The organism is Klebsiella sp. K-Nf6, from assembly GCF_002806655.1.
Lineage (GTDB): Bacteria > Pseudomonadota > Gammaproteobacteria > Enterobacterales > Enterobacteriaceae > Klebsiella > Klebsiella variicola.
On sequence record NZ_PIBN01000001.1, the window covers coordinates 264,772 to 280,374 of the forward strand.

15 protein-coding genes are annotated in these 15,603 nt (G+C 60.4%); 4 read left to right on the top strand and 11 right to left on the bottom strand.

What is annotated here, in order from left to right; translation table 11 throughout:
* Position 1: 1 nt before the first annotated feature.
* The 5 genes from benB to CWM61_RS01285 all read right to left on the bottom strand — a co-directional run bounded on the left by benB (position 2) and on the right by CWM61_RS01285 (position 4,441).
* Positions 2 to 487, bottom strand: a complete 486-nt coding sequence (gene benB / locus CWM61_RS01265; protein WP_100630551.1) for a benzoate 1,2-dioxygenase small subunit — start codon at positions 485 to 487, stop codon at positions 2 to 4.
* A complete protein-coding gene (locus CWM61_RS01270; protein WP_100630552.1) occupies positions 487 to 1,869 on the bottom strand; it encodes a Rieske 2Fe-2S domain-containing protein in 1,383 nt (460 codons plus the stop codon). Before CWM61_RS01270 ends, benB begins: the two co-directional genes overlap by 1 nt.
* 109 nt (positions 1,870 to 1,978) lie before the next feature.
* Entirely contained in the window at positions 1,979 to 2,905 is a 927-nt protein-coding gene (gene catA, locus CWM61_RS01275; RefSeq protein ID WP_074385724.1) for a catechol 1,2-dioxygenase, read from the bottom strand.
* 69 nt (positions 2,906 to 2,974) lie between these two features.
* Positions 2,975 to 3,265: a muconolactone Delta-isomerase gene (gene catC / locus CWM61_RS01280; RefSeq protein WP_061154455.1), complete on the bottom strand. Its 291-nt coding sequence runs from the start codon at positions 3,263 to 3,265 to the stop codon at positions 2,975 to 2,977.
* A gap of 12 nt (positions 3,266 to 3,277) precedes the next feature.
* Positions 3,278 to 4,441: a muconate cycloisomerase family protein gene (locus CWM61_RS01285; protein WP_165785227.1), complete on the bottom strand. Its 1,164-nt coding sequence runs from the start codon at positions 4,439 to 4,441 to the stop codon at positions 3,278 to 3,280.
* A gap of 171 nt (positions 4,442 to 4,612) precedes the next feature.
* Here CWM61_RS01285 and CWM61_RS01290 point away from each other — a divergent pair, with 171 nt between their 5' ends.
* The gene (locus tag CWM61_RS01290; RefSeq protein WP_162677452.1) at positions 4,613 to 5,449 is read left to right on the top strand and encodes an IclR family transcriptional regulator C-terminal domain-containing protein; all 837 of its coding nucleotides are present in this window, start codon (positions 4,613 to 4,615) and stop codon (positions 5,447 to 5,449) included.
* On the opposite strand, the gene kmrA is transcribed toward CWM61_RS01290, so the two are convergent.
* Positions 5,444 to 6,943, bottom strand: a complete 1,500-nt coding sequence (kmrA, locus tag CWM61_RS01295) for an efflux MFS transporter KmrA (protein ID WP_061154453.1) — start codon at positions 6,941 to 6,943, stop codon at positions 5,444 to 5,446. The genes CWM61_RS01290 and kmrA overlap by 6 nt on opposite strands.
* 123 nt (positions 6,944 to 7,066) lie before the next feature.
* Here kmrA and CWM61_RS01300 point away from each other — a divergent pair, with 123 nt between their 5' ends.
* Positions 7,067 to 7,642 carry a TetR family transcriptional regulator gene (locus CWM61_RS01300; protein ID WP_100630554.1) on the top strand — a complete coding sequence of 192 codons (576 nt, stop codon included), beginning with the start codon at positions 7,067 to 7,069 and terminating at the stop codon, positions 7,640 to 7,642.
* Between the two features lie 189 nt (positions 7,643 to 7,831).
* On the opposite strand, the gene nhoA is transcribed toward CWM61_RS01300, so the two are convergent.
* From nhoA to CWM61_RS01320, 4 genes are all read right to left on the bottom strand, one after another.
* The gene (nhoA, locus tag CWM61_RS01305) at positions 7,832 to 8,677 is read right to left on the bottom strand and encodes an N-hydroxyarylamine O-acetyltransferase (RefSeq protein ID WP_064169264.1); all 846 of its coding nucleotides are present in this window, start codon (positions 8,675 to 8,677) and stop codon (positions 7,832 to 7,834) included.
* A 76-nt stretch (positions 8,678 to 8,753) separates the two neighbouring features.
* Positions 8,754 to 10,409: an ABC transporter permease gene (locus tag CWM61_RS01310; protein WP_074385720.1), complete on the bottom strand. Its 1,656-nt coding sequence runs from the start codon at positions 10,407 to 10,409 to the stop codon at positions 8,754 to 8,756.
* Between the two features lie 58 nt (positions 10,410 to 10,467).
* Positions 10,468 to 11,436 carry an ABC transporter substrate-binding protein gene (locus tag CWM61_RS01315; RefSeq protein ID WP_008804721.1) on the bottom strand — a complete coding sequence of 323 codons (969 nt, stop codon included), beginning with the start codon at positions 11,434 to 11,436 and terminating at the stop codon, positions 10,468 to 10,470.
* Positions 11,433 to 12,137 (bottom strand): ABC transporter ATP-binding protein, encoded by a 705-nt coding sequence (locus tag CWM61_RS01320; RefSeq protein ID WP_012541582.1) that lies wholly within the window; start codon positions 12,135 to 12,137, stop codon positions 11,433 to 11,435. Before CWM61_RS01320 ends, CWM61_RS01315 begins: the two co-directional genes overlap by 4 nt.
* 211 nt (positions 12,138 to 12,348) lie before the next feature.
* On the opposite strand from CWM61_RS01320, the gene CWM61_RS01325 reads away from it, so the two are divergent.
* Complete coding sequence (locus tag CWM61_RS01325) at positions 12,349 to 12,930, top strand: flavin reductase family protein (protein WP_004151228.1); 582 nt, start codon at positions 12,349 to 12,351, stop codon at positions 12,928 to 12,930.
* 53 nt (positions 12,931 to 12,983) lie between these two features.
* Here the strand turns inward: CWM61_RS01325 and CWM61_RS01330 are convergent, their stop codons facing one another.
* Entirely contained in the window at positions 12,984 to 13,808 is an 825-nt protein-coding gene (locus CWM61_RS01330) for a helix-turn-helix domain-containing protein (protein ID WP_100630555.1), read from the bottom strand.
* A 204-nt stretch (positions 13,809 to 14,012) separates the two neighbouring features.
* Here CWM61_RS01330 and CWM61_RS01335 point away from each other — a divergent pair, with 204 nt between their 5' ends.
* Positions 14,013 to 15,581 (top strand): family 78 glycoside hydrolase catalytic domain, encoded by a 1,569-nt coding sequence (locus CWM61_RS01335; protein WP_100630556.1) that lies wholly within the window; start codon positions 14,013 to 14,015, stop codon positions 15,579 to 15,581.
* The last annotated feature ends 22 nt before the right edge of the window (positions 15,582 to 15,603 follow it).

Here is a 15,603-nt window from a genome sequence, read left to right on the forward strand (position 1 = left end):
CTTAAATGTGGTAAACATCAATCACCTGACGGATATAGTCGTTATTCAGGCGTACCGTTTTGCGCACGATCTGCGGCCTGCCGTCCTGCTCGATTAGCGTGCAACAGGTAGAGCCGAAATAAGCGTCCGTGTGTTGATAGCGATGGCTCCAGGTGACCCAGTTGTAGCGCACCGCCAGCCCCTCGTCGCTTTCGCCCATCAGTTCAACATTGCTGATGATGTGCGTGGTGCGCGGCTCCGGCGTACTGGCGCCGGAACGTTCGGTTTTAATGCGATAGACGCGATCTTCCAGGCCTTCACGGTTGGGGTAGTAGATAAGGGAAATCTCTTTTTGCGGGTCGCGCGTCAGCTGGTCATCGTCGCCCCACGCCGGCATCCAGTAGACCACCTGCGGGCTGTAACAGCTCAGCCATTCGTCCCACTGACGGTCATCCAGCAGGCGGGCTTCGTAATAGAGAAACTGACGAACGTGTTCGAGATTCAGCATCAGGCCACCTCCACGCGCTGGGTAATCGACTGGTCGTAGCGCTGCTGTTCCTGTTCCAGCGCCGCCAGCATCACCGTTTGCCAGTGGTGATGATGGGCGATATACAGCGCCTCATCTTCCGATTTCACCCCGCTGAGTCGTGGCGTGAAGCCCGCGTGCCTGGCGTGCTCATCCGGGCCATCGACCCAGCGCAGCGCGCCGCGGCTCAGATCGCTCCAGGGCAGATTTTCGCCAAGATAGCCGCGCTGGCAGGCGCTGAACTCTTCCAGATCGTCCGGCGTCCCCATGCCGCTAACGTTAAAGAAATCTTCATACTGGCGGATGCGCAGCGCCCGCGCCTGGTCAGATTCCCCTTTTGGCGCAAAGCACCAGATGGTGACTTCGGTTTTATCCACCGCAATCGGGCGGATCACGCGGATCTGGGTAGAAAACTGATCCATCAGATAGACGTTGGGATAAAGGCACAGGTTGCGGGTTTCGTTGACCATCTGGTCGGCGCGTCGTTCGCCAAATTCCGCCTGCAGACGCTCGCGGTGGGCATACACCGGGCGCACTTCCGGGTTCAGCGCCCGGGTCCACAGCAGCATGTGGCCATTGTCAAAACCGTAGCCGCCGCCGACGCTCTTTGACCAGCCGTTGGCGTCAACCGCATGCGTCCCTTCCGCTTCATAGTTGCGGCGTGACATGGTTGAGGCGTAGTTCCAGTGCACCACGCTGACGTGATAGCCATCGGCGCCGTTCTCCGCGCCCAGCTTCCAGTTGCCTTCGTAAACGTAGCTCGACGAGCCCTTCAGCACTTCCAGCCCGTCCGGCGCCTGATCGACGATCAGATCGATGATTTTGCGGGTTTCGCCGAGATACTCCTCCAGCGACTGCACGTCGGCGTTGAGGCTCCCGAATAAGAAACCGCGGTAAGACTGAAAGCGCGGCAACTTTTGCAGATCGTGAGATCCTTCCTGTTTGAAGGTTTCAGGATAACCGCCGGTGCTCTCATCTTTGGCTTTTAATAATTTGCCATTATTGCTGAAGGTCCAGCCATGGAACGGACAGGTAAATGAGTTTTTATTTCCGCTTTTGCGTCGGCATAACATCGCGCCGCGGTGGGCGCAGCTATTAATTAACGCGTGCAGTTCATTCTTTTTATCGCGGGTAATAATAACCGGCTGGCGCCCCAGCGTCAGGGTATAATAGTCACCCGGCTCTGGGATTTGACTTTCATGGGCAAGAAAAACCCAATTCCCTTCAAATATATTTTTCATTTCGAAATCAAATAACTGTTGATCGGTAAATATAGAACGATGACAACGGTAGATATGATTTTCACGGTCGACAATTAACGCGTTGGTGATTTTGTCTTTGAGCGCTGAGAGCGTTTTTTGCATGAGTCAGTCCCTCCTGCAGGATTCAGGATGAAAGAAACAGGGTGAATTTGTCGTTTTCGGGTGCAATATCCGGCCCGGGCAGCAGCGTGCCCGTGGCCAGTAAAACCGATTACTCTTTGGCGCGCAGACGCGAGCCGCGGTGCTCTTCGTCGGCGTTCAGGGCTTTACAGAGGGTGAAATCAAAACAGACCTCGGTGTGCTCTCCCTCAAGATCGCGCTGCGCGATGGTCTCGCGGTCGGTCACTTTTACCGGGTCGGCAATCAGACCGTCGCGGGTGGCAAAGGCAAAATCATCCCACAGATATTTATCGCCGCTGAGGTTAATCTGGCTGGTCAGATGCTTATAGCCCGGCGCGGAGACGAAGAAGTGAATGTGCGCCGGGCGGTTGCCGTGGCGGCCTAACTGGTCCAGCAACTTCTGCGTCGGGCCATCCGGCGGACAGCCGTATCCGGATGGCATGATGCTGCGCACGCTGTAGCGGCCATCGGCGCCGGTGCGGATCCGCCGGCGCAGGTTGTAGTCGCTCTGGCTCTGATCGAAGAACGAATAATTGCCCAGGGTATTGGCATGCCAGATATCAACGATGGCATTGGCTACCGGCTGGCCCTGATTATCTTTAACCTGACCATGCAGCCACATCACTTCCCCGGCATCGGCGCCATCATCCATCCGGGCGTGGCTGTCGGCCAGCGGCGCATTGGCCACATACAGCGGTCCTTCGATGGTGCGTGGGGTACCGGTTTCCCGCCGCGCCGCCGCGTCGATGGCGTCCTGACGCAGGTCGAGGAAATGCTCCAGTCCCAGCCCCGCCGCCAGCAGCGCCGCTTCCTGACGGCCGCCCAGTTCGTGCAAGTAGTTCACCGCATGCCAGAACTCTTCTTCGCTGACGTTATAGTCGTCGATCAGCGTGCAGATATTCTCCAGCAGACGGTGGACAATGGCTTTAAATCGCTCGTTACCGCCAGGGACATTTAACCCCGCGCCTTCACGTAATAATTTCTGCACGGCTTCTTGTTGTACGAAAGCATTACTCATAATTATTCTCTCTTATCGTTGTAGGATATTTGCCAGGTGTTCCCGGCATGAGGACAGATGTTATTATTATTAGCTATCGTCTTCACGAACAGACGAGGGATGACGGCATAGCGCCTCGACGCGAATATCCATAAAAGGATACAGCGGCAATCCCATTAAAATTTGATGTAACTCTTCGGCATCTTGAACATCGAAAATACTGACATTGGCGTAAAGACCGGCGACGCGCCAGATATGTCGCCATTTGCCTTCACGTTGTAATTGCTGCGAATAGGCTTTTTCGCGTTGTTTAATTTCATCCGCTTCGGCGGCAGGAAAACCGAGCGGAATATTAACGGTCATCTCCACTTTAAATAGCATTATTTACTCCTGTTATGCTTTACGGGAATAGAAGCGTAGCTTGTCTTCATCCAGCTCCACGCCGAGCCCTGGCGTCTGCGGGAGCGCTACCTGTCCATCGGCAAAGGTGAGTGGCACGCTGACGATATCGTCTTTGAGGAGCAGCGGGCCGAACATCTCGGTGCCCCACTGCAGCGGCAGCGTCGACCAGGCGTGCAGCGAGGCGACGGTACCGACGGTCCCTTCCAGCATGGTGCCGCCATACAGGCCAATCCCCGCCGCCTGCGCGACGCGGGCCAGCGCCAGCACGCTATTCGGTCCCCCGGCTTTGGCGATTTTCAGGGCATAAGCGCCGGTAAAGCCCTGCTGCGCCAGCTGATAACCATCGTAGGCGGTCGCGACCGCTTCATCCGCGAGGATCGCAGTTTCAATTTGCTGGCTCAGGCGCACCAGTGCGGCATTATCGTGGGCGCTGACCGGCTGTTCGATGAGGTCGACGCCCATCGCTGCCAGTTCGCGGCAGCCTTTCGCGCCGGTCGCGGCGTCCCAGGCCTGGTTAACATCGACGCGGATGCTGGCGCGATCGCCTAACGCTTCCACAATGGCCCGGGTATGACGCAGGTCGGTGGCTAATTCCCGCGCGCCAATTTTCAGTTTGAACGCATGATGGCGGCGCTCGGCTAACAGTTTTTCCCCTTCGGCAATATCTTTCGCGGTATCGCCGCTGGCTAAGGTCCACAGCACCGGCAACGCCGTTTGCAGCGCCCCACCGAGCAGCGCCGACACCGGCAACCCTAAGGCTTTGCCCTGCGCATCCAGCAGCGCGGTTTCAACGGCGGACTTCGCAAAGGTGTTGCCTTTAATGGCGCTGTTCATGCGGGCAGTCAGCGCATTCAGGTTATCGGCCGGCTGCCCTTTCAACAGCGGCGTCAGATAATGGGTTATCGCCGACGAGATGGCCTCCGGGCTCTCGACGCCATAGCTCAAGCCGCCAATGGTGGTGGCTTCGCCGATGCCGCAGATGCCGTCGGAGCGGGTAAGGCGGACGATCACCAGCGTCTGGCAGCCCATGGTGGTCATCGATAACTTGTGTGGCCGGATGGTCGGGACATCCACTATCCAGCTCTCAATACGTTCTACGGTGGCGGTCATTTTCGGTTCCTGGTGAGATGTATAACTTTTTGTACCCACATCCATAACGGGGAGGTGTGTGCCATTGACAATAGGGTTCAGCCTGGCCGATGGTCAACGGCGATAATCGAAATGTTGTGCGATTATCGGCATGTTTGTTAAAAGGCAGTTAATAATGTGATCGCGGTGGTAAATCCGGCACAATTCAGGACGGTGCGGTTGGCGCACGGTATAGTGATGCCCCGTGAGCTTTGCATTGCAACGGAGAGGGAATCAATGCGTGACCATACCCCCACCACCTTGAGCGCCAGGCAGGCCGAGCACGATCCCAACTTTATGCTGTCTCTGGCCCGCGGGCTGGAGGTCCTTAACGCTTTTACCCCCCAGCGCCAGCGGCTGACCATTTCCCAGTTGAGCCAGAAAACCCAAATCTCCCGCGCGGCGGTACGCCGCTGCCTGTATACCCTCGCCGCGCTGGGCATGGTGCACAGCCCGGATGGCCGCAGCTATGAACTGCTGCCCCGGGTGCTGGCCGTCGGCCACGCCTATCTGGCCGGCACGCCGCTGGCGAAAGTCGCGCAAACGGCGCTGGATAGCCTTGGCAAAGCGCTCGGCGAATCCTGCTCAGCGGCGACGCTGGACGGCGACAACGTGCTCTATATCGCCCGCGCGGCAGTCAATAATTTACTGAGCGTCGACCTGGGGCGCGGCAGTCGCCTGCCGGCGTGGGCGACCTCTATGGGACGGGTGTTGCTGAGCGCGCTGCCGGAGGAGCAGCTTGAAGTGACGCTGTCACGAGCAGCGTTAATCCGCTATACCCCGCATACTCTGTGCGATATGGCTGGTTTACGTGCAGAGATTGCCCGGGTGCGCATGCAGGGCTATGCCCTCGCCGACCGGCAGATTGAGGTAGGGTTGTGTTCGCTGGCGGTGCCCGTGCTGTCGCGCCATGGCCAGGTGGTGGCGGCGCTGAATGTCGGAGTCCCCGCCGCGACGATCAGCGCCGCGGCGTTAAAAGAGAAGGCCCTCGCCCCGCTTCGACGCGCGGCGATGGACCTGTCGCTACAGCTATAGCGTTGACTGCGGTTTCGCCACGCTCGCCAGACTGCGCCAGATGCCGGCGGCCAGCAGCAGAAGCAGTACGCCCGCCGTCGCCAGCACCAGGCTGTGAGCCTGGGTAAAGGCCGCCTTCGCCGCCGCCATCAGCGCTTCGGCCACCCCGGCGGGCAGCGCCTCGGTCAGACTGACCGCCTCGCCAATCGACGACGACGCCTGCTGTGCCATAGCATCGTTCAGGCCAGGCGGCAGCACAATGGTGGCGCTGTAGCTGCGGGTCAGGATCAGGCCGAACAGCGCAATGCCGAGACCGGCGCCAAGTTCATAGGCCATGGTTTCGATCGCCCCGGCCGCCGCCGCTTTCTCCTTCGGCGCCGCCGCCATAATCGCGGAACTGGAGGCCAGCAGCGCGCTGGCGACGCTGAAGCCCAGCAATGTCATCAGCCCCCACGCCTGCCACGGCTGAGTGCTGAAATCCGTAAGCGCGAGGCCAAGAAAGCTGAAGGCGCTGAGCAACATTCCGCCCGTCGCGACCTGCCGTAGTCCCAGTTTCGACACCAGTATTCCGGCGATCGGACCGCTGAAGCCGCTGGCGACCATCACCGGCAGCATAAACATCCCCGCCTCGAACGGCGTTTTCTGATGCACAAACTGCAGCTCCTGAGCCATCAGCAGTTCAAAACCGACCAGAGTAATCAGGGCCGTCATCGCCATCATCACCCCGCTTAAAATAATACGATGGGTGAACAGCCGCATATCCACCATCGGGCGGGCCGCCGACAGCTGCTTGCGGATAAACCAGGTCAACATCGCCGCCCCGCCGATCGCCACCAGTGCGGTGAGCCACAGCGCCAGCTGGCCCTTCAGCGCCGATTTCGCGCTAAACACCAGCATCAGGATCGAGGCAATTAAAATGAGCGCCTGCAGCAGATTGAGCGGTTGTTCGCGGCGCGCGGGCTGGCGCGGCACCACCTTCGCATTAATGGCGATAACCACCAGCACGATCGGCACGTTGATCAGGAATACCGACCCCCAGTAGAAATGCTCCAGCAGCATGCCGCCCACCAGTGGGCCAAAGGCCGCGCCGCCGGAGCCCACCGCCGCCCACAGACCCAGCGCCATATTGCGCTGGCTGGCCTCGGCAAAGGTGCTGCGGATCCCAGCCAGCGTCGCCGGGACGATCATCGCCGCCCCCACCGCCAGCAAAGCGCGTGAGGCAATCAGCGTCAGGGCCGTCGGCGACAGCGCGGCACACAGCGAGGCGACGCCAAAAATGGCGCTGCCGAGCAGCAGCAGGCGCTTGAAGCCAATTTTATCGCCGAGGGCGCCCATCGGCAGCACCATACCGGCCATGACTAAGGAGTAGATATCAATGATCCACAGCAGTTCATTACCGCTGCTACCCAGTGCGACGCTGAGCGTCGGGGCAGCCACATGCAATACCGTGGCGTCAATCGCCACCGGAATATAAACCAGTAAAATCGCCATCAGCGTCATCCATTGCCGTGACATAGCTTGTACCTCAATCAATGTTGGAAATTGGACACATGTCCAGGATGGCGATCCTGCCGGATTGTTGAACATATGTCCAACTTTTTGTTACACTCGGCCAAAGTCAGATGACAGCGGGGTTCTATGCACTATTTACAGCGGGATGCACGACGGGAAGGGATTATGCAGGCCGCCATGCGGCTGGCGCTGCGCGGGGGCTTTGCCGCCATGACCGTGCGGCAGATCGCCCGCGAAGCCGAGGTGGCCGCCGGGCAGTTGCACCACCACTTCGCCTCCATCGGCGAGCTGAAATCGCAGGTTTTCATCCGTCTGATCCGCGAGATGCTCGATATGCCGCTGGTGGCCGAAGACGCCAGCTGGCGCGAGCGGTTATTCTCGATGATTGGCAGCGAAGATGGCCGACTGGAACCCTATATCCGCCTGTGGCGCGAAGGCCAGGTGCTGGCCGACAGCGACCCGGATATCAAAGCGGCCTACCTGCTGACCATGACCATGTGGCATGAAGAGACCGTCGCCATCATCGAGCAGGGCCTCGCCTGCGGCGAATTTCGATCGTCCGAACCACCGGCGGATATCGCCTGGCGTTTTATCGCCATGGTGTGCGGCCTCGACGGGATTTATGCCCTTGGTACCCAGGCCCTGGATGAGGCGGCGTTTAGCCGTTATTTGAATAAGATGATTACCATGGAATTGTTTTAGCGGACGCTGCCAGGGCGTGGCATGGATCCATCGCGGGCACTGACTGCTGGCGGAGGCCATTGACCCCGTTGCGCCGTTAGTTTGCCGGATGGCGGCTACGCCTTATCCGGCCTACATAAACGCTTCTATCTTCATTCGATAGCTTTCCCCCAGGCCCGGTCAGCGCAGCGCCACCGGGCATGAGGAAATTTACTTCCCGGCTTCCGGATGGGTATCGAACGCCGCCATTACCGCCGCCAGCGCCGCTTCACTAAAGCCATGTTTAGGATCGTCCACGCCCAGCCCGAAGCGGGTCTGCAGCGCTTCATACAGCGCGGAGACATCGGCAAAATCGATCTTCTCCACCACGTGGTTATTCTCCCAGTGGGTAAAGTGGAAATTGGTGAGGGTCATTTTGCCGCCATCCGGCAGATGACGGCACATCAGCAGATGGTGACGGAAGTGAGACTGTGGCCAGTGCGCCGACCAGAAGTTGCCCATCACATAATCAGACGCATACTGGCGGCCTAAATCGAAATGGTACATCGACTGCCAGTGCTCGTGATGGTTGAACTGCAGCGTCCATTCATCCCCTTCATGCACCAGACGATAGCTGCCATGCGGCGTTTGCTGGGGGATATCGGCCAGCAGTTTGATCGGCGCGGTCAGCGTCTGGCCGCCGAAGCCGACGTCGGCGATCCAGCGCTCGCCCGCCACTTCCACCAGCAATAAACGGTGAGTACGCGGCGGCATCTGCGGCGGATTGGCCAGCACCACGCGGCCCAGCAGGCTGCGGACATTAAAGCCTATCTCGCGCAGCGCGCGCTCCAGCAGGCCATTCTGTTCAAAACAATACCCCCCGCGGCGGGCAGCGATCAGCTTCTCTTCCAGCGCCCGATCGTCAAGGTGGATCTCACGCGGCAGCAGGACGTCGAGGTTTTCAAAGGGGATGGCGCTGTTATGCTGCAGATGCAGTTCCCGCAGGGTATCAATGGATACTTCAGGCTCACCCGTCCAGCCCAGACGGGAAAAATAGGCGCGTAAAAAGGGACTCATCAAGGCCTCCAGCTGTAGGTGTCCGACATTTATAGCCTATTTTTCCGCGCCGACCGTCTTTTTTGTGCGCTTGTCGTTAACCGCGCGTGCTGCGCTGCATCAGCGCCAGCGCCGTCAGCATCAGGACCAGACCGGTCAACAACGTCAGGCTGGCCATCGCCATGCCCTGACCGACTGAACCCTGTTCGAACTGGCGCCAGATAAACACCGCCACGGTTTGCGTACCGGCTGGAGAGAGCAGCAGCGAGGTCACCAGCTCCCGGGAGGCCACCGCGAACACCATCAGCATCGCCGCCAGCAGCGCCGGAAAGACCAGCGGCAGGACAATCAACCGCAGCGCCTGCAGTGGCGACGCCCCGTGCACCCGGGCGGCGGGCTCAAGATTGGGGCCCAGCTGGCGCAGCGCGCTGCCGACATAGCGCACCGGCCAGGGCAACAGCAGGCAGCAATAGGAGAGCAGCAACATCCACAGCGTGTTATAGGGCGAACGCGGCCAGAAAGGCTGATTCCACAGCAGGATCAAACCGACCCCCACCACCACGCCCGGCAGCGCCGCCGGCATCAGCGACAGCGCGTCCACCATCCCGCGCCCTTTAATCTTCTGCACCATCACCAGCCAGGCGGCCAGCAGGCCCAGCGCGCCGACGATCAGCGCCGAGCCCAGGGCCAGCGACAGGCTGGTGCCGAGGGCCGACAGGGCATCCCCCTGCTGGTCAAACAGCGCCGCGAAGTGACGCAGCGTGACATTCTCAACACTCACGCCCCCTGAGAGCGTGCCCATCACGCTGGTGAGCATCATCGAGGCGGCGGGGACGCCGACCGCCAGGCCGCCGACGGCCGCCATTATCAGCACGGCGGGCAGCGTCATCACGCCCAGCGATGCCCCGCGGTTTTCTCCCGGCTTGCCGGTGACGCTGGTGACCTCTTTCTCCCCCACCAGCCGTATTTGCAGCCACCAGGCGAACAACGCCACCGCCATCAGCAGCAGCGACAGCAGCGCGGCGCCGGTAAGGTCCACCGGCCAGTCGGCCAGCTTTTTCTCAATACCGACCGTCAGCATCACCACTCCCGCCCGGCTGCCCAGCGCCGCCGGTACGCCAAACTCCTCGATAGCGAGGGTAAACGCCAGCAGCGTGCCCGCCGCCAGCGCCGGGGAGAGCATCGGTAGTGTCACGTGCCAGAAAGCGCGCCAGGCGCTGGCGCCATGGACGCGGGCGACCACCGCCAGCCGGGTCCCGCTCGCCAGCAGGCTGCGGGAGACGGCAAAGTAGACCACCGGGAAAATGTTAAAGGTCATCACCAGCACGATCCCGCTGCGACTGAACAGCAGATCGTTCAATTGCCAGCCGGTCAGCTGCTGCAGATAGCCCTGGCTTTGCAGGGCCAGCATCCAGGAGAGCGCCGAGATATAGGGCGGCGTCAGAAAGGGGATCAAAAACAGGAGATCCCACAGCCGGGGCAGCGGCAGCGAAAACATACCGCGCAGGATGCCGAGCGGCAGACCAATCATTACGCTGACCAGCGCCACGCCGGCGGCGATCCACAGCGTACCGCCGAGCATCGCCGGCAACTGGGGATCGGCCAGCAGCGCCGAGACGCCGCCAAAGGCGTTCCCGAGCGAACCAGCGCTAAAATGGGGAAAAATCGCCTGCAGCAGAATAAACACTAACGGTAACGCGACCAGCATCACCAGGGCGGCGAGGGTCGCGCCGGAAAGGAATGTTTGTTTCACAACCGGTTCCTGAAGCTGAGGGGTCCCCCGACGGCCAGCGCCGGAGGAACAGGAGCAATTACTGCGCGTACAGCTGACTGAAGCGGGCGAGCACGGCGCCCCGTTCGCTGCTGCCTTCGCTGGTGGTGGGCAGCACCTTCAGCGCGTCCAGCAACGGACGTTTGGCCGCCACGTCGCGGCGGGCGGGCATCAGCCAGGCATCGGCAACCCTCGCCTGACCTTCCGGCGACAGAACATAATCGATAAAGGCTTTGGCATCGTCGGCATGCTGGCTGGTTTTGAGGATCATCATCGGGCGCGGGGCAATCACCGTTCCGCTGGCCGGGAAGATCACCTTCAGCGACTCGCCCTGCTGAATATTGCCGTAGGAGACATAATCCACCGCGCCAAATACCGCTGCTTTCGCCCCCTGCATCACCGGCGTCACCGCCTGGGCGTTGGGTCCGCTGACCACCATGCCGTTCTTTTTCAGATCGTCAAACAGTTGCCAGGCCTGGTCGCCCATGCTGTTTTGTAGCCCGATCAGCAAATCCAGCGACGCGCCGGAGAGCGCCGGGTCGGGGGTTGTCACCTTGTCTTTAAACGCCGGCTGGGTGAGATCCCGCCACTCTTTCGGTTCCGGGGTGCCGCTTTTACTGTTCCAGACAATACCCAGGGCGGAGACACCCTGGGCGATATAGTCCGCTGATTTCAGGTTCGCCGGTACCTGGTCGGCATTGGCGCTCGCAAAAGGCAGCAACCAGCCCCGCTGGTGCAGATCTTCGGCGGTATCCCACGAGGCGGAGATCAGCACATCCGCCTGCGGGTTGGCCTGCTCGGCCTCCAGTCGGGCCATCACTTTGCCGGTGGTGGCCTGGAAAACCGTCACCTTCACCCCGGTCTGTTGTTCAAAACCGCTGGCCAGGCTTTTCGCCAGCGAGCCAGGGCCGGCGGTGTAAACGGTCAGCGCATGGGCGCTGGAAAGCATCATGGCGGAGAGAGCCATCGCGAGTACCACTCCTTTCTTAACGGTCATAACGGTGTTCATGCAACTTCCCCTGAGGTTGGCGTAACGGCGCGGACAGCGGCCACGCGGCCCGCGGATAAATAGACAATCTGGTCGGCTAACAGCTCGGCTTCACGTCGGTCATGGGTGACATACACGGCGGTGATGCCGAGCTGTCGCAACAGGCGGCTCATTTCGCCGCAAAGCGATTCGCGCAGTTCGCTGTCCAGGTTGGAGAGCGGTTCATCAAACAGCAGCACCCGCGGCGCGGCGACGATCGCCCGCGCCAGCGCCACCCGCTGCTGCTGACCGCCAGAAAGACCAGAGGGTTTACGTTCGGCGAAACCGTTGAGGCCTACCCGCGCCAGCGCCTCGCTGACCCGGCGCTCGCGTTCGCTACGGGAGACACCGCGCATGCGCAGTGGAAAGGCGACGTTCTGCGCCACGCTCATATGCGGCCAGAGGGCGTAATCCTGAAAAACCATGCCGATATCGCGCTGCTCCGGGGGCAATCCCCATCCTGCGCGGGCGACCAGCCTGTCGCCAAAGCGGATTTCGCCGCTGGCCGGCACGCTCAGCCCGGCCAGCAGACGCAGCAAAGTGCTTTTGCCGCAGCCGGACGGACCCAGTAGCGCCACGATGCGGCCGGGTTCGATATGCAACGAGAAACGGTCAAGAACGGGAGTCTCTGCGAAGGCAAAAGAGACCTCCTGCAGGGTGATAGGGGTCAGCGTGCGCATCATCGCCCTCCCTTTCGGGACAGCGAGACCTGCCCGGCGGCCGACATCCGACGGGGCACGCTCACCTGGGATAACATCAGGGGAGCCAACATATTGTGATCCTCTTTGGGACTTAGTGCTGGCGACTATAGTCAGACGAGATGACGTATTGATTACATTTTCATTGCGGCTTAACGTGTTACCTGCCAACCGACCCATTATTCAAGGAACGCCTATGAGCCGCTTTCGCCACGTTGAACTGCAGTATGCCAGCCGCCTGCTCAACCACGGCCCGACCATTTTGATCACCAGCTACGATGCGCCGTCCGACCGTCGCAACGTCATGGCCGCCGCCTGGTCAATGCCGGTGGAATTCGCCCCGCCGCGGGTGGCTATCGTGGTGGATAAAAGCACCTGGACGCGGGAGATCATCGAGCGCAACGGCACCTTCGGCATTGTGGTTCCCGGCGTCGCAGCCGCCAGCTGGACCTACGCCGTCGGCAGCGTCAGCGGCCGCGATGAGGACAAATTCAATGCCTGGGGGATCCCGGTGGTGACCGGTCCGGAGCTGGGGCTGCCGCTGATCGAGGAGAAGTGTCTGGCATGGATGGAGTGCCGACTGCTGCCGGCGACGGCGGCCCAGACCCAGTACGACACCCTGTTCGGGGAGGTGGTGTCTGCCGCCGCCGATGAGCGCGCGTTCGTCACCGGACGCTGGCAGTTCGACGACGATAAGCTCAATACCCTGCATCATCTTGGCACCGGCAATTTTGTCGCCAGCGGTCGTCATGTGCGGGCAAACTCCCTCGACGAGTAAGCGTGACTTGCCGCAGGCGGCCGGTTTCCCCTGCCCGGCCTGCGGCCCCCCTTTTAACCCGGTGGGCGGCGGCGATCGGCGCTGGGGGTCAGGCCAAACACTTTTTTATACAGGGTGGTAAAGTGGTTGCTGTTGGCGAAGCCGCACAGATAAGCCACTTCGGTAATGGTCATCTCCGTTTCACGTAATTTGACCCGCGCGGAGACCAGCCGCAGACGTTTCAGATAATTATCCGGCGTTAAGCCGGTGGCCTCTTTAATATGGCGAAACGCCGTGCGGGTGGTGAGATGAAATTGCTCCGCCAGCTGCTGCCAGTTATGTTCTTCGAAACAGTGCTCCTGCAGCCAGGTGAGTAATTTATGGAGTTTATAGCGGGTGCTGCTATATTCGGCTTCCGACTCGGCTGTGAGAATGGTGGTCACCAGCTGGAAAAAGAGAGACTCCCGTAGCGGGGTATTATCCGCCGCCCTCAGCGCCGGGGAAAATATCTTTTCCACCAGTTCCCGACAATAGCTGCGGGTCTCCGGCGCCAGCCAGCCATAGCAGGCGGCGCGCTGCGCCGATAATTGCTGCAGCAATCCCTCCATCTGCTGTAAATAGCGAAAGGCCACCGCCGGATTAATTAAGACATTAATCAGCTTCAGCGTCCCCATCTCATCATAATAGTGGACATCGCCAGGCTGGACGTAAAATACATCGCCCTGCTGGATATACAGCGGGCGGCCATTAATAACGTGTAATCCATGCCCCTCCTCGACGATCACCAGCTCGGCAAACTCGTGGCCATGCTCCTGGCTATTATCTTCCGGGTCGCTGGCGTACATGCCGAGCTTATCCTGGGGATGGGTGAAATAATACTCAACGGTCAGTGTCATCATTACAGCAAATCCTGAACAGCGTGGTGCGCAGGGGCACGATAATCTATTCCAGCCTTCGTCACTCGCCCGATGTGCGGATTTGTGATCGCCAGCGCCCCCACCTCATTATTCCTGCCATTTTCACTGACGGTTTGGCATTGCCAGAGTGGTGGTGGCGCCAGACGACGGCCTATGCTGCGCCTAACCTAATGGAGAGGACGCAGTATGTCACAGGCAATTCAATACAATTCCAGTGTGGCGATGACCCGTCATCCGCATTTATTACAGCGTGCGGCCGCCCTGACGCCCGCGCTGCATCGCCAGCGCCAGACGCCGCAGGCCATCGTCGAGGCCGTCGCTGAACCAGGAGCGCTGAACGGCTGGCGGGGGCATACCGTCTGCACGCCGGAGCAGTTTTATCAGCAACCGCTCAGCGCCGGCGACAGCATCATTATTGACTTTGGCAGCCATTTTGTTGGCTACCTGCAGTTCAGCTGCCGCAGCGTCGGCAGCCCGCCGGATGCCCCGGCCCATCTGCACTTCACCTTCGGCGAAACGCTGAGCGAAGTCTGCGAGCCGTTCAGCGAGTACCGGGGGTGGCTGAGCAGTAGCTGGTTGCAGCAACAGGATCTGTGGCTCGACGTCCTGCCCGCCCGGGTTGACCTGCCGCGTCGCTACTGCCTGCGCTACCTGAAGGTGGAGGTCAAAGCGCTGTCGCGCAAATTTCGTCTGCAGTTCGATGAGATAGCCCTGGAAACCGTTACCTCAGCCGGCAGTCCGCAGCCGGCGGTCATCGCCGATCCGCAACTGAAAGCCATTGATGACGTCGCGGTTCGCACCCTGCAAAACTGCATGCAGGAGGTGTTTGAGGATGGGCCGAAACGCGACCGTCGGCTGTGGCTCGGCGACCTGCGCCTGCAGGCGCTGGTCAATGACGTGACCTTCGGCCACCACGACCTGGTCCGCCGCTGCCTGTACCTGTTTGCCGGCCATACCCGGGAAGACGGCATGGTCTCCGCCAATGTCTTTGTTCAGCCTGACGTGCGCGCCGATGACACCTTTCTCTTTGATTATTCATTATTTTTTGTCGACGTACTCTATCACTACCTGCAAAGCACTGGCGACATGGAAACCGCCCGTGAACTGTGGCCCACGGCGCGACGGCAAATCGAGCTGGCGCTGACCCGTTGCGATACCCGCGGCCTGGTGTGCGACAGCGATGACTGGTGGGTATTTATCGACTGGCAGGCGGATCTGAATAAACAGGCGTCAGCGCAAGGGGTGCTCATCTACTGCCTGCAGCGCGCCATCTGGCTGGCGCAGCGTGTTGAGCCACAGCGGGTGCCCGAGGACACCGCCACACTGGCGCAGCTGAAAGAGGCCGCTCAGCAGCACCTGTGGGACAGCGAGCGGCAGGTGTTTATCAGCGGCGCCGCGCGCCAGGTCTCATGGGCATCGCAGATCTGGCTGGTGCTGGCGGAAGTTGGCACCGCCGGGCAGCGGCAAGCGCTGATGCGCCGCCTGCAGAAACAGCCGCCCGCCATTGCCATGAATACCCCGTACCTGCGCCATCATCACATTGCCGCCCTGCTGCAGTGCGGCCTGCGCGAGGAGGCGGTGGCGGAGATCAAAGCCTACTGGGGAGCGATGGTTGACTACGGCGCCGACACCTTCTGGGAAATTTTCGACCCACAGCATCCTGACTTTTCCCCGTATGGCAGTAAGCTCATCAACAGTTACTGCCATGCGTGGAGCTGTACCCCGGCCTGGTTTATTCGCCAGTACGGACTTTAACAACAACGATAAGCGAGTGATT

Coding starts and splice junctions, on each gene's coding strand:
- benB (WP_100630551.1), bottom strand. CDS start 487: ATGCTGAATCTCGAACACGTTCGTCAGTTTCTCTATTACGAAGCCCGC.
- CWM61_RS01270 (WP_100630552.1), bottom strand. CDS start 1,869: ATGCAAAAAACGCTCTCAGCGCTCAAAGACAAAATCACCAACGCGTTA.
- catA (WP_074385724.1), bottom strand. CDS start 2,905: ATGAGTAATGCTTTCGTACAACAAGAAGCCGTGCAGAAATTATTACGT.
- catC (WP_061154455.1), bottom strand. CDS start 3,265: ATGCTATTTAAAGTGGAGATGACCGTTAATATTCCGCTCGGTTTTCCT.
- CWM61_RS01285 (WP_165785227.1), bottom strand. CDS start 4,441: ATGGATGTGGGTACAAAAAGTTATACATCTCACCAGGAACCGAAAATG.
- CWM61_RS01290 (WP_162677452.1), top strand. CDS start 4,613: ATGCCCCGTGAGCTTTGCATTGCAACGGAGAGGGAATCAATGCGTGAC.
- kmrA (WP_061154453.1), bottom strand. CDS start 6,943: ATGTCACGGCAATGGATGACGCTGATGGCGATTTTACTGGTTTATATT.
- CWM61_RS01300 (WP_100630554.1), top strand. CDS start 7,067: ATGCACTATTTACAGCGGGATGCACGACGGGAAGGGATTATGCAGGCC.
- nhoA (WP_064169264.1), bottom strand. CDS start 8,677: ATGAGTCCCTTTTTACGCGCCTATTTTTCCCGTCTGGGCTGGACGGGT.
- CWM61_RS01315 (WP_008804721.1), bottom strand. CDS start 11,436: ATGAACACCGTTATGACCGTTAAGAAAGGAGTGGTACTCGCGATGGCT.
- CWM61_RS01320 (WP_012541582.1), bottom strand. CDS start 12,137: ATGATGCGCACGCTGACCCCTATCACCCTGCAGGAGGTCTCTTTTGCC.
- CWM61_RS01325 (WP_004151228.1), top strand. CDS start 12,349: ATGAGCCGCTTTCGCCACGTTGAACTGCAGTATGCCAGCCGCCTGCTC.
- CWM61_RS01330 (WP_100630555.1), bottom strand. CDS start 13,808: ATGATGACACTGACCGTTGAGTATTATTTCACCCATCCCCAGGATAAG.
- CWM61_RS01335 (WP_100630556.1), top strand. CDS start 14,013: ATGTCACAGGCAATTCAATACAATTCCAGTGTGGCGATGACCCGTCAT.